The sequence below is a fragment of the Niallia alba genome (assembly GCF_012933555.1).
GTDB classification, from domain to species: domain Bacteria; phylum Bacillota; class Bacilli; order Bacillales; family Cytobacillaceae; genus Niallia; species Niallia alba.
This window is the reverse complement of record NZ_JABBPK010000001.1, coordinates 2,687,421-2,701,048: the sequence shown is the minus strand read 5'-3', so window position 1 is coordinate 2,701,048 and position 13,628 is coordinate 2,687,421. Positions and strand designations below refer to the sequence as shown.

Annotated in this window: 13 protein-coding genes and 3 pseudogenes; 5 read left to right on the top strand and 11 right to left on the bottom strand. The window is 36.6% G+C overall.

Annotated features, from left to right (window positions below; all coding sequences use genetic code 11):
• Positions 1-444: 444 nt before the first annotated feature.
• Both HHU08_RS12925 and HHU08_RS12920 read left to right on the top strand, forming a co-directional pair.
• The gene (locus tag HHU08_RS12925; protein ID WP_224428600.1) at positions 445-1,014 is read left to right on the top strand and encodes a YitT family protein; all 570 of its coding nucleotides are present in this window, start codon (positions 445-447) and stop codon (positions 1,012-1,014) included.
• Positions 1,015-1,176: 162 nt separating this feature from the next.
• Positions 1,177-1,926: a polysaccharide deacetylase family protein gene (locus tag HHU08_RS12920; RefSeq protein ID WP_081836613.1), complete on the top strand. Its 750-nt coding sequence runs from the start codon at positions 1,177-1,179 to the stop codon at positions 1,924-1,926.
• Positions 1,927-2,055: 129 nt separating this feature from the next.
• On the opposite strand, the gene HHU08_RS12915 is transcribed toward HHU08_RS12920, so the two are convergent.
• Positions 2,056-2,499 (bottom strand): cell wall hydrolase, encoded by a 444-nt coding sequence (locus HHU08_RS12915; RefSeq protein ID WP_169188626.1) that lies wholly within the window; start codon positions 2,497-2,499, stop codon positions 2,056-2,058.
• Positions 2,500-2,639: 140 nt separating this feature from the next.
• Here HHU08_RS12915 and HHU08_RS12910 point away from each other — a divergent pair.
• Positions 2,640-2,873, top strand: a pseudogene (locus HHU08_RS12910) (DUF4158 domain-containing protein); the annotation flags it as partial.
• Between the two features lie 33 nt (positions 2,874-2,906).
• The gene (locus HHU08_RS12905) at positions 2,907-3,581 is read left to right on the top strand and encodes a hypothetical protein (protein ID WP_169188625.1); all 675 of its coding nucleotides are present in this window, start codon (positions 2,907-2,909) and stop codon (positions 3,579-3,581) included.
• A 169-nt stretch (positions 3,582-3,750) separates the two neighbouring features.
• Here HHU08_RS12905 and HHU08_RS12900 read toward each other — a convergent pair whose 3' ends face one another.
• The 4 genes and pseudogenes from HHU08_RS12900 to HHU08_RS12885 form a co-directional block, all read right to left on the bottom strand.
• Entirely contained in the window at positions 3,751-3,957 is a 207-nt protein-coding gene (locus tag HHU08_RS12900; protein WP_145582939.1) for a DUF1657 domain-containing protein, read from the bottom strand.
• Positions 3,958-4,209: 252 nt separating this feature from the next.
• Positions 4,210-5,172, bottom strand: a pseudogene (locus tag HHU08_RS12895) (IS4 family transposase); the annotation flags it as partial.
• Between the two features lie 115 nt (positions 5,173-5,287).
• Entirely contained in the window at positions 5,288-6,457 is a 1,170-nt protein-coding gene (locus tag HHU08_RS12890) for an IS256 family transposase (protein WP_169188624.1), read from the bottom strand.
• Positions 6,458-6,554: 97 nt separating this feature from the next.
• Positions 6,555-6,722: pseudogene (locus HHU08_RS12885) on the bottom strand (DUF4372 domain-containing protein); the annotation flags it as partial.
• A 342-nt stretch (positions 6,723-7,064) separates the two neighbouring features.
• Here HHU08_RS12885 and HHU08_RS25710 point away from each other — a divergent pair.
• A complete protein-coding gene (locus HHU08_RS25710) occupies positions 7,065-7,220 on the top strand; it encodes a hypothetical protein (RefSeq protein WP_325949652.1) in 156 nt (51 codons plus the stop codon).
• Positions 7,221-8,272: 1,052 nt separating this feature from the next.
• On the opposite strand, the gene HHU08_RS12875 is transcribed toward HHU08_RS25710, so the two are convergent.
• The 6 genes from HHU08_RS12875 to HHU08_RS12855 form a co-directional block, all read right to left on the bottom strand.
• Positions 8,273-8,713: a hypothetical protein gene (locus HHU08_RS12875; RefSeq protein WP_407939814.1), complete on the bottom strand. Its 441-nt coding sequence runs from the start codon at positions 8,711-8,713 to the stop codon at positions 8,273-8,275.
• A 106-nt stretch (positions 8,714-8,819) separates the two neighbouring features.
• Complete coding sequence (locus tag HHU08_RS25115; protein ID WP_224428086.1) at positions 8,820-9,335, bottom strand: hypothetical protein; 516 nt, start codon at positions 9,333-9,335, stop codon at positions 8,820-8,822.
• Positions 9,336-9,767: 432 nt separating this feature from the next.
• Positions 9,768-10,913: a Ger(x)C family spore germination protein gene (locus HHU08_RS12865; protein ID WP_169188623.1), complete on the bottom strand. Its 1,146-nt coding sequence runs from the start codon at positions 10,911-10,913 to the stop codon at positions 9,768-9,770.
• Positions 10,914-10,927: 14 nt separating this feature from the next.
• Complete coding sequence (locus tag HHU08_RS25490) at positions 10,928-11,404, bottom strand: spore germination protein (protein WP_328823009.1); 477 nt, start codon at positions 11,402-11,404, stop codon at positions 10,928-10,930.
• Between the two features lies 1 nt (position 11,405).
• Positions 11,406-12,473: a spore germination protein gene (locus HHU08_RS25485; protein WP_263479832.1), complete on the bottom strand. Its 1,068-nt coding sequence runs from the start codon at positions 12,471-12,473 to the stop codon at positions 11,406-11,408.
• A 9-nt stretch (positions 12,474-12,482) separates the two neighbouring features.
• A complete protein-coding gene (locus HHU08_RS12855) occupies positions 12,483-13,526 on the bottom strand; it encodes a GerAB/ArcD/ProY family transporter (RefSeq protein ID WP_169188622.1) in 1,044 nt (347 codons plus the stop codon).
• Between the last annotated feature and the right edge of the window lie 102 nt (positions 13,527-13,628).

The window sequence follows — 13,628 nt, the reverse complement described above, 5'->3', positions numbered from 1 at the left end:
CATCTTATCAAGCAAAAACTGTACACTTTATTCTAGCAGTCACATCTCATTAATTTAAATAATTTAACTTGCCTATAAAGGAAATAAACATAAATGATTTTAGTTTTGCACGAATTATTTCGTCAGCTCAAGGAAACTTACCTTATTACACAATAAATAAAAAAACGGAGTGAACTAAAAAGGGATTTATATATATATGGGATCAAGGGAGTAATAGTAACTTTACTGAAGTTTAAATTATTTTTTACTTATGGGATTTCGGAGCATTAAAGTACCTAAAGAATTACTTTCTTTAGATACTTTAATGCCTTTTAAGAAAGGGGGAAAGTGGAGGCGATTATCCCCTAATAAATGAAGTATTCCCTAATATATTTAATTTTTCCTCTGCATTCTTATTCTTAACCTTAAAACCCCGACATATTATTAGATTAAAAATGAGAAAAGGTGATTGTTATTTTTCAGAAATTAATAGCTACTCTTATTGGAAGTCTGTTATTAGGAGTTGGTGTGAATGGGTTTCTAGTTCCTCATCATTTAATAGATGGTGGAATCCTTGGGATCGCACTATTACTTCATTATTTTTTTAAATTTCCAACTGGTATTATAATGGTGGGGTTAAGTATCCCTATTTGTATATTTTCCTCAATAAATAAAAAAGAGTATTTTTTTAGTAGTTTGCAAGGCTTATTGGTTTCGTCCTTATTTATTGATTTACTTGTTCCTCTTCGTTCTCAATTTTTTATTCCCCAACTTGCAAGCGCACTAATTGGAGGTGCAATAATTGGAGTTGGTGTTGGTCTAATGCTGCGATATAAGACAAGCACTGGAGGAACTGACTTACTAGCTGAAATTATTTCTGAAACTTTTTCGTTAAATATTGCACTTGTAATCATACTGATAGATGGAATTATTGTGTTGGCATGTCTGGCTTTATTAAAATTAGATACCTTCATTTATTCATGTATAGCTATTACCTCTGTGGGTTTAATAACATCCTTAATTAAAGGAAAATAATTTTTTATTGAGAGTCCCAACAACAAACGTGGAAACATACGCTAAGCAATATCGACATGAAGAAAGCCGATTTTTCCTACGGTGTAGTTAATGGGATGGGAATAATAAGCCTATAAGATTAGTGTTATGATTGTTTTTTTTAATTACATAAGTCTATTGTTGATGGGTATTTTAAAATTATTAGTTTATATTGCGGAGGAGTTTTATGAGGAAAAAAATTCGCTAATACTAATAGTGTTTTTAAGTACTTTCATTTTAACAATTACGGATCTTATTGGACCATTTAATACTATTGGCTCTGGTACAGCAGCCTTAAAGGAGAAAAATGATGAACTTTACAAAGAAATTAAAGTGTATAGAGAGGAACATAAAATTGAACCGATTGATGCAAAAGTCGATAGAGTGTGGAAGGCAATTCCTGGATACAATGGATTGGATGTAGATATTGAATCTAGTTATAAAAAAATGAAATCAGATGGTAATTTTCACAAAAACAAAGTTGTTTATAAGGAAAAACCTCCAAATGTCCATTTAGAAAATCTAGCACCCATCCCGATTTATAAAGGAAATCCAGAAAAGCCTATGGTGGCGTTATTAATAAATGTTGCTTGGGGTAATGAGTACATTCCAACGATCCTTACCACACTAAAGGAATCCAAGGTCAAGGCGACATTTTTTTTCGATGGTAGCTGGGTTAAAAAGAATCCTGACCTAGCTAAGATGATCTATCGGGAAGGCCATGAAATTGGAAATCATGCTTATAGTCATCTAGATCTTAAGAAGCGATCTAAAAGTGATACCATACAAGAGTTAGAAAAGACGAATGCTCTCATTGAAGAAACCATTGGCATAAAACCGAAGTGGTTCGCACCTCCCAGCGGTTTGACAAACCCTCTGAGGATCTTCCAGTAAGAAGATCCTTTTTTGCTGCTTACTCAATTAATGTACCTTTTAGTTAAGTTAGTATTTTACAATCTTTCTTAGGTAAATACGGTTACTAAAAAGTTTATTTTAGTTTTTATAAATATTCGAATCTTTTCCTCAACGAGGACTATAAACGCTTTCACATGTTCCAAGCGCTGGTTCATAAAAACAATGTTGTTTAAATTGACCAGTAAAAGGTTGGTCATACCATGTTGGAGGACACGGACCATATGGATTAAAGTACCAAAGAGCATATTTCGCTGGGTGATCTCTCCAATATTCCAAATTCTTTCTTGCTAATCTTCTTTCAGATTCTCTTGCTCTTTGATAAAATACATTACCTTTTTGAACAGCTTCAAAAGAGTAATTTCCTCCTTGTACGTGAAAAATGACATCTCTAATTGTTCTTAATTCCTTAAAGTCAGCACAATCTGCTACAACACGGTTAACAATGACATTTCCAACATATAGCATTCCTTGTGGTCCTTCGCCTTCAGCTTCTGCTCTCATCATCCTTGCCATTAAATCGACGTCTGCATTTCGGTAAGCTACTCTTGTCATTTTTCCACCTCAAAAATACAGTATGAAAAAAAGAATGCATTTATGTCCTTGTTTATAAAATAAGAATACTTGGTTTTTAGGCCCAGTACCAGCGTTGCTGTAACCAGGGGCAAAGTAATAATTAAAGAAGTACACGACTTGGATTTGCTGTTTCCCTAAAATTTTTTCAATACCAGGGTCGTTTTCCAAAAGGAAGGCAGGAAATAAATCAAGATATTATTGAATACGTTGCAAAGCAAGTAGGAGTACCTGCAGATTCCTTTCAAGAATATGATTGGAATGGACGCTCTATAAAATATCACCGTGCTCAAATCCGGGAATTTATGGGGTTTCGAGAGAGTACATCTGAAGATATGGGACAAATAAAGTTATGACTACAAACGAACATTTTACCTCAAGAAATGCAAATGGACCGGGTTCGAGAACATGTCCTTCACCACCTCAGACAACAACAGCTTATTCCTCCGACTCATTACCAACTAGAACGAAATATTAAATCAGCTATTCGTCAATATGAAGAACATATTTCACACACCATTTTCATGCAGCTTTCAGAACATTCCAAAACCCAATTAGATGCCTTTATACGCACCTGCTCCCATACAGAACTATTAGAAGAGAATGAAACCATTCTTAGTTTTCGAGAACTTGTATCTGATCCTGGAAGAATCGGATTAGATAGTTTATTACAAGAAATCGCAAAGCTACGAACCGTAAGGAATATACAACTTCCTTATGACTTGTTTAATGGGATACCACCTAAAATGATCCGATCATATAGACAACGTGCCGTCTCTGAAGATATTCGAGAATTACGCAGGCATCCCGACTCTATCCGATACACGTTATTAGCAGCTTTCTTCTGGTGTAGAGGAAGAGAAATAACGGATAATTTAGTGGAACTTATTATTCAGATTGTTAATCGTATTGGAGCTCGTGCAGAACGAAAAGTCGAAAAAGAGTTTTTACGCGATTTCCGTAAGGGTTTGTTGATGTCAATGAAAAAACGTGTTAAGAATCGAAAAAGAAAGCTTGTATGTACCTGTGAAATACTTAAATCGTTATTATTTTCACCCAACTGATTCTGGCTTCCGTTACATCCTGATTCTATTCCGATAACCGTTAATACTAAAAGACTGATCTTTAATTTGTTTTATTTTATATATCATGAAAAATCACCTCTGTGTTTTATCCATTATTGAGAGAGTAAAAAAGGTTGGTTTACTCGACCAACCTTTTTTGTCTTTTTAATTATTGTTGTTTGTATTGAGGTTCTTCTTGTTCGATTTGTTGAACGCGTGGTTCAACGCTTTGTAAAACCGATTGGGTTTGTTTAGCAGCATCTTGGTAAAGCTGCTTCGCTTGTTCATTATCTGTACTAAGAGCAAATGTTTCAAAGCTAGCTTGAGCGCTTTTTAATCCGGCTAAAGCTGTTTTAACGTCATTTATGACTGTCATGAATAACACCTCCTATTATTTTTTTTTGAAACCTTTCTTAGAATGTTTGAAGATAGAAATATTTATTCATAGAAAGTTTTTAAAATTCGAATTATATTTTTATTCACTAGTGTTGCATAAATATTGTCGCAATTTTCAGTCTCATTATCCTCCTTGTTTAGAGCCAAAAAGGTAAATACCTATTCAAAGGTGGCTCCATCCATTTGGTTTTTTTTTTACAATTAGACTTGTGCGACAACAACAATTTGCTTATTAAGGGATGGCTTTCCCTTCAATCTTTCGAAGCCAGATATGGGCTGGTTTCCACAATGCAGCCCTTAAATAACGGCTAATTTGTAAGGTTTTTCGCTTACTTCTTGTTTCAAGTTGTACGAGAACATGTAGGCAAAAAACAATCAGTGCGATAAACACTTGGTTTTGAATCGCCCATTCACTTTGACCGTAGAACTTTTTGATGCTGAGATGCTGTTTGATCCATTTAAAGAACAACTCAATTGCCCACCGTGATTTGTACATCTCTGAAATTTCTTCGGCACTCAAATCAAAACGATTGGTAATTAAATGCAGTTCATTTCCTTTTGAATCCATCACTTTTAGAAGACGAAAGTAATTTTCAGCACGGTTTTGAGTCGTACCAATCAACACCATTTGATCTGACAAAACAGCTGAATTCTCGGGTAGTTTAAAATTATAAACTTCCCGTATGACTGCGTTTTTCCGTAGCCTTGAAAGAAAAAAGTAACCATCATCTGTCATTCGGTCAAAGCGCTCGTAATCTAGGTAGCCACGGTCAAACACATACATGCATTCTTTATCATCAACCATGATTTCAAGCTGACCACGATCATGTTCTTTTGCCGTTGTTAAAACAGCCTTTTCAGGATAGGAACTCCCTTTTTCCATAAACACAAGTCTCAAATGCAACTTGACACCCGCTTTTGTTTTGCGGAACTTTGCCCATTTATGATTGGTCAAATTAAGTGGCAATGTGCTTGAATCAATGATTTTTAACGGCATAATAAGCTTTGTATAATGTGTTTTTGCATGAATTTGTGCGACTAAATCAAGGAAAAGCCTTTGAAATAAATCTGGATTTATACCGTTTAATCGGCGTGAGAGCTGAGAAATACTGATTGAATCAAGATCAATGCCTTTTTGTAGTTGGTCGTCGAAAAGACAATCGCTTAGCTCATGCAAACTTTCGACTTCAGTCAAGTCCATAAGATTGTGTAAATTCATTCCTTCGGCATACGATGTTCATCAGTTCTTTTGTTTTTGGTATCAAGAAGGGGTACCCCTTCTTGATACCAAAAATTCGCGCGCTTCGCTCCTATTTATTGCTCACAGGTAATTTTCTTTTGCTTAGTATTTCTTCATAGTCCATTAACACAGCTCCGATTAATCGAAATGCTGATTGGGTGTTAGGAAATATTCTTATTACTTTTTCTCGTCTTCTCACTTCTTCGTTTATTCTTTCTAGTGAGTTTGTACTGCGAATGTGCTTGTGGTAATGGGTTTCCTCATTTAAATATTGTATGGCATCCTCAAATCCTTCATCGAGAATCCCTATTACTTTTTCTAGCTTTCCATTTCCTCCATACTGCTCTATAAATATTTGTTTATATTTTCTAGCTTCATGCACACTAGCTACTTCAAATATTCTCTTTATAGATAACTTTACTTCTTCCATATTCTTTTTAGGTAGCTGATCAAAGAGGTTTCTTTTAAAATGTACTGTGCAGCGTTGCCAGGTAGTTCCTAAAAACTCTTCCGCTATTACCTTTTTAAGCCCTTTGTGGGCATCCGATATAATCATTTTTGGTGATTGCAGTCCACGAGATAGTAAATACTGAAAGAACCTTCCCCAAGCTTCATAACTTTCTGTATGATCCACTTTTAAGCCGAGTATTTCTCTTTGATTGTCACTATTTATCGCCGTTGCGATATAGACAGCCTTTGATACAACCCGTTGATTTTCCCTCACCTTGATGTACATGGCATCTACAAATATATAAGGATAATACATGGTGTTAAGCGGCCTATTCGCCCACTGATTGACGATTGGATCAAGCTTCTCCGTTAAACTAGATACGAATGATTTGGAGACCGTTTCTCCACACAGTTGTTCCACAATATTTTTAACTTTTCTTGTAGAAACACCATTCACTACCATTTCAAGCATAGCCAATACAAAAGCTTGGTCACATCTAGCATAGCGTTCAAAAACACTGGTTGAAAAATCACCATTCCGTGTTCGTGGAACTCTTAGAGTAATCTTTCCGATGCTTAGTAATAAATCTCGTTCATAATAACCGTTACGGTAGTCTTTTCGATTTATGGTACGTTTGTATGGATCAGCTTGTAGATGATCATCCCGTTCTTGTTCCATGAATTCATTTAACACCAACACAATGGACGCTTTTATTACTGCATCAATATCAGAATTCATAACGGATTCTTTTAAATCGTTAATATTTAGGTTAAACTGTAAATGAGTCATAATTAATTCCTCCACACTGTTTTCGTCACTGATAACATTGTTGCCAAAAGGAATTAATTTGACTCTTTTCTTTTTACACAATTATACGGACTTAATCTTCGACTTCTTGTAGCTGTGCAAAAAGGAGTAATTTTAGAAATGAGTCTGTTTTTAGTTTTTTCGTATAGTAATCTAATTTCAACGTTTTCACGGTTTCTTCAAAAAGTTGAAGATTTATTGGTGAAAACCATTGTCCAAATGAAGTTTTTCGTGTAATCTTGTCCATGAGTTGGTCCTTTTTTAGTGGATTTGGACGGGTTACCACCTGACTTATCCATTATAAAGGACTTTTTCTTTGCATAAAATAATAAAATTGAACATTTTGAGTATTTTTAATAGTAAAAATAAATTAATGCAACACTAGTGTTGTAATATAAATATTTTAAAACATGAGGATTTTTGAAATCGAGTGAAATATAAAATGGAGGAATATATTTTAGGTGAAGTTTTTTTGGGTTTACTGACAATCAAAGTCATAGTAGGTTTTGTCACCTTATTTTTTATCATTATCATAACCGGTAGAACATCAATCTCTTAGTTAACCCCGTTTCACTTAGTTTTTGTATTAGTGCTTGGAGATTTTTTAGGAAATACCATTTATGAAAATAAGGTAGGGATTTTTCACTTTTTATATGCCATCGGATTGTGGACGCTTCTCATGTTGGGGATAGAGTTCTTGATTCTAAAAAATAAATCGACACGTTCTCTCTTATTGGGCATATAATTACATAACTGTGGGTTTTTGGTCATTTAAAATCAGGATAAAATTGGAAGTTATAAAAAATATTCTTATACATCATTCTAATAAAGTAAAAATTAAAGGCGGCGTTATTTATAACAGTAAAAAATGACGCAAAGACAGGGCTAGCTTCGAAACATTTGCAATCAACAAGCTAAGCAGCTTTACCAAGAGGCTACACACTCAATCCGTTCTACACAGCGTTGAACCACGCGTTCAACAAATCGAACAAGAAGAACCGCAATAAGCCCAAGATGGAAGCCAAGCTTCCCAAGGCAGTACGCAAGGAGCACAAAATCAATAAGGAAATGAGTTTACAAGCAAAAATAATGAACAACAAGTAAGACAACAAAACAAACAAGCCCAGTCTCATAAAAAAATAACTGAAGCACACGTTCGTAAAAATTACAATTCTAAGCTTTATGTCGCAACATTCTTGATATATTACAGAGAGCGAATAAAAACTAAGCTTTCTTACCAAGAGTTGTTTTATAAAAAATATAAAAGGAGCAAGTGTTATGCGATTACCCGAAGACTTTATAAGAGCTAGGCATAAAAAAGAAGGGTTAAGTTTAGATCAATGCTTTTCAAATCCTATCATACATAGGGAGATACATGGGAATAAGGTATTCGTTCCATTGGATTTAAAGAGAATTTGGAATCAATAAAAGTTTTTAGCAATGAAATATAGCAACCGTTTTGATTATAAGGCTATTTTATATATAAGGGATCCCACCAACAAAAAGCGCTTAAAACATACGCTAAGCATAATTCGTCATGAATAAAGCCGATTTTTCCTCAACTTACGAGAAATAATCGGCTTTATGGATAAGGGGACAATCGATTGTCAAAATGAATCCATTCCTAAATACTATTTAAAAACCGGTTGATGTGAAACCATTACCATAATCTAAAAAAAGAGTATTATTCGGGGTGACACAAAAATAATTTATTCAAGTGGATTAACGGACTAGTGCGCCTAATATATGTGATATATATAAAGATATCTTACCATAGTGTAACGGGAGGGTAGTGATTTAGTACAGGATATCTGATGTTAAAAAGACTCCGGCAGGAGGAACGCCGATCTGATATATAGGAGGTTCAGTGAGTGCTGTATCAGTTGTAGCAATCCAAGTTCCGTACTCACCTGCAAGCAAAGAGGGAGGTTTCATAATAAACCGTCCACTTAAAACGAAATGACGAATTCTAATCGAGGGATCATCAAATATAATTAAGTTACCAAAAAATGAGGCATATGGTGAATCAAAACTTATTTGTTTGGTGTTTTCTTCCCAATACCCATTAATTTGAATAGGTGTACCACGAAAATTAATTGTACCAGATACTTTATTATTACCTGTAATAGAATTAATGATGAGTACTCCCCAAATAATGGGTCGACCGGCTATAGAAGCCGAAATACCCCATTTTGATGGAAAAGGTATACTAACCATGAGTTTCTGTGCAGTTTGCAAAAGTTGATTCCTCGTTTCGTAATAATCATAAATACAAGAGTTTAAAGTTTAATTTCTATCTATACATCAGAGTGTTAAAAAAAGAAAGAAAGTCTAATAAATTATTTTAATATTTATTCATTTTGAATCTTCCATATTCGGTTTCGAACATTTCATTTACTTCCCAAGATTCAAAGGTTTTATAAGCTGTTTGTTGATCAAAGCCTTTTCCCAGAAGGTAGGCCATTGCGGCAATTTCAGTTAGCGCATGTTCATAGGAAGTAAGAGCAACTTCTTTTAGACCATAATCAACAAAAGGCTTTATTGCCATTAATGTTTCACTTTTCAAATCCTGATCCGAATTTTCTCTCTCATCGGATTCATTACCCTCTAGATTTGGATGTGCTTCTTTGTATAGCACCTCCCACTGTTCATACAGACTTGTAGCTGACTCAAAGTCCTCAGAGTCTACTGTTAAATTTTTTTGTAATTTACTCATTAAATTACGCCATGTCTCTTCCCATTCCTCTAAAGTTCTTAAGTCAAAGAGTTTTGAGAACTTCGGTTTCACACTTTCCCAATGAACATAAATGTCGCTACACCATCCCAATAAATATTTATAGTTTTCCGTTTGGGCTTCCATTTTTTTATCACCCTTTTTAAATTTTTTCACTTCTAAAAAAAGAAGCAATATCGCGTGTAAAATGAGGTTAAATACCTTTTAAAACCAATTTACAATTCTATGGTATGTTTCACTTATGTCCCTAGACTAGGCATTTGTCTCATTTAACAAAATAAATTTTGTTTTCTTTCCGAACGGATAAATATGTTGCATTCTGCAAGTATAATTTTCCTTTGCAAACAAGGCCGGTGTTAAAAGTATAAAGGCATTTTTAAAACGTTCTTAACAAACAGATAAAGAGCAGGTAAGCTGAGGAACTTGATAAAAACCTGAAGGGGTTCCGTCAGGAAAATACGGATTTACAACGTTAAACTATTTTTTGGGAAACAAAAACCTTGCTTCCCCAACGCTAAGCAGAAGAAGCAAGGTGAGTTAATAATTTCACTTGCCAGATCACGAGGTGGATTCACCATGTTCATGTAATTTATATCTTCCAGGGTAAACAATATTCACCTCAACCTTTACATGGCGCAGGGAATCTTGGTTTAAAACGAGTTGCTGTTTTCCTGTGGCAATGCTCTTCCATTGATGTGGATGTTTGCGATACAAAGATTCGCCCAAATTGTAAATATCTATACCCTCTTTAAAAGCAGTTTGATACGTTTTGCGGATTTGCTCCTCTATTTTTTCCTGAGCCATTTGTGTGAGTTCCTTTTCGGTAAGGTCCGTATGCAATTCATTGATCCCCGCCTTCACTTTTACTGAAATATCGAAATACGCCTTGTTCAATTTCACAATAGGAGTCACTTCATATTTGGGTTTTTCTGCGACAAGAACAGCCGCAAGCTTCTCTTCGGTAAACAAATCAAGAGGTACTCGGATCGTGTGAGTACTTAGCCAGGGCATTCCCGACAAATCCTTAAGATCCATTCGTCCATAATAATTGTTTAGATCATATACTTGTACGCCTGAATATCTAAGCAGCTCTTTTGGTTTATTACTTTCCTGCCATTGACCTTTGCGAAGCGATAATTCCGGTATATAACTGGTTCTAGCCTTTTCGTTTGAGTCCAGTACAAATTGTTGCAGGCGGACCGGAGCAAGGATAGAGAACTGTCTGAAACTTTGCTCGGGATTGTGAAGAATGGATGCCTTTGGCGATAATCTAAAAAATGGAGTTGCCAGCAAGATTTCTTCAAGAGGCTCTCTTGTACTAAACAGCCAGGCCAAGTATCTTATTTCACGATAACGGTTGATCAATTCCAGCACTTCTCCGACTTTGTTTTCCTTCATCAATCTCTCGCTGAACAAGATGGCAGAGATTTGTCCCCAGTTTAAGCGCTGTTGTGATGTACTGTACAAATCATTTGCCGCCTCTGTAAACGAGGAACCTTCGCCTTTGCCCACCCAAACCGGGGGCTGCTCCGCTTTTTGCTGTCCCTCCAGCTTGGCCACTGTCAAGAAATCAAGCAATTGCACATATAAGGTGTATTGGCCATCGACATAGTCTATTCCAACAGCCGTAGCATAGTTCATGTTTTGCACTTCATATCTGCTCCAGCAACCGGTTAGGGTGAGAAGAAGGAAAAGTGCAACCATACTTTTATATCTCCTCATTTTTGCTTATCCCCTTGTCTTGTAGAATCTCGTGTCTTCAACATGTCCGGTCGAGTGTTTCGCCATGGCCAAGGTAATCGAAACAAAGCGTTGGCCAAGTCTTTAAATGGAGGTGATATTGGGGCCAAGTAAGGCAAGCCGCATGAACGCAATGAGGCTAAATGGCTGAGCACAATAAATAATCCAAGAAAGAAGCCATAAATGCCAAGCGTGGCAGACAGAATGAAAAGAAAAAAGCGTAAGGTACTAATCGTTCCAGCCAATGATAGGCTCGATAAAGTTGAACCAAAGATTTGTGTAATTGCTCCGATGACAACGATACCTGGGGATAAGAATCCAGCACGAATGGCTGCATCCCCCAGGATAAGTCCTCCTACAACTGTTACCGTGGACCCGACCGCAGAAGGCAATCGGATACCAGCTTCCCGCAATATTTCTAAGAAGAGAAGTGCAATAAACATTTCAACTGCCACATCAAAAGATTCCCAACCGGTTAATCCCCAAAGTGGCAAGCAGATAATAGGGCAGCTGATCTTGATGATAGGAAAGAATGGCAACAAAAAATGCAGGAAGCAGTAGCGATACGGACAAACCAAGTAAACGAAGCGTTTGACCAAATGTAGTTGACAAAGCAGTAAAGTGGATATCTTCGGGTGCTTTCACAAGCAAAAATAAATTGGCAGGCGCAATCAACGCAGCCGGTGTACCATCCACAATCAACGCTACACGGCCATTTAGCATACAGTTAACGGTAAAGTCTGGTCTTCCTGTATACCCCATCAAAGGAAATAATGCTTTTGTCGGTTCCATTAATTCTTCTAGCTGAGTGGCGCTAAACGCTCCGTCAATGTGAAGATCATCTAATTTATTCTTTATATCTTGAACAATCTTAGGATCAACAATGTCACGCATGTATAGAATCGCAACGGTTGTTTTCGTGCGAACGCCTACTTTTTTCGTTTCATAAACCATGCTGGTTGATTTGATTCGTTTCCGAATTAACGCCACATTGACTCCCAGTTCCTCCACAAATCCATCCTTTGGCCCCCGTACCGAGACCTCAATACTGGATTCTTCCGGATTTCGCGCGGGTTTTTTTGAGATATCGAGGGAGAACAAGGAACGTAGGGTCGGAGTATACAAAAGCAGTTTGCCTTCAAAAATATCCGTTTCGGCCGTTTGCTCCCACTCTTCAAGCGTAACGAGTTCTAATTGTAATTGACTCGACTCGGCTATTTCCTCCTGATGATGAAAACCATTGTTTTCATAAAATCGGGTCAAATGAGGAAGCGCAGTTTCATGAATGAACGTTTGGTTGTCACTTAAACCCTCACAATAAAGCAACAGGATTCTCGATTGTTCATCATTAGGGTTTAATTTGTAAACATGGTGCTTAACATCTTGACACATTTTAAAGTGTTGGATGAGTGATTGTTCATTAAGTGGTTGCAAGACGGTTGCCTCTGTATTAGGCGTTGGCCTCTTGCTTTCTGCCCCCTGATTTCCAAATAATCTTATCATTCGTCGGAATAGTTTATTCATCCTAGCTAGTCACTCCTTTTGGCTAATTCTTGAGATGATTATTCGACCGATATACAGGATCAAGGTCCCTGCTGTAAAGATACAAAATGAAGGAAAATAAAATCTTCCTAACGAGTCTAGAAAAGCCATGTCGCTCATCGGCAGCAAAATGGCAACAAGCATGGCCAATGCGCCAAATAACACGGGTAACCATCTGCGTTTTTGTAAATTCCACAATTCTCCCAAGAGATAGATAGAAAGGGACACACGAATAAATGTACCGGATAGCCACTGATAAATCGAAAAAAAATTGACATGCTCCACATATTCTCCCAGTCTCACGATTCTCCATTGAGCGTAAGCGGGGTATCTTTGGTTAGCCGCTTCATCAGGGCCAAATATAGCAATCGATCCCATTAATGGTCCTAACGTAAGTCCTGTAAGGATGAAGCACATCAACATCAAGCTTTTAAATCCTGTTTTTTTTGTTAATTTGTGCTGAATCAGCAACATCAAGAAAGACAACTCCAGCAATCCCCCGGCAACGTAAGGAACACCTTTCCATAATGGAGTTGTCCCGTTTTCTAACAAAGGAAAAAGCAGGGTATAATCTTTAAACTGAAAATTGGCAATCGCCACAAGATGACCTAGAATAACAACAAATGGCAACAATATTCCGCTCACAATTGCAATTGTACGGAGTCCTTGAAAAGCAGCAAAGAAGCTTGCAACAAGTGTGGTTCCCGCAAGAACTAGTATCGGTGTTTGCGGCAAGTAAGATGCGATTGTCCATGTTAGAGTATCTTTTAAGGAAATAAAGCCCATGAGCCATAATAACAAACTATAAATAATTACTAAGATTGCAGATAAAAACTTTCCAAAGTGCTGATCTAGCCACTTTTTCATGTGTTGATTGTTCATGTTTTGAATGATGTAGTTCAAGCAACCAATCCAAACAGGTGAAGCGACAAAAACAAGAAGCACTACGAGCCAGGCATCTCGCTTTGATGCTTCGAGTAGTAAAGGGATAATAATCACGTGGTTCATTAATCCAACCGAAAGCATAATAATCATGTATGACTGAATAGGAGTAATCTTAGGAAAAAACTCACCTCAAATCCAACAATTGGAAATAGAAACATCATGAGCTATAATTCCCTCAACAACTTCGTTCTA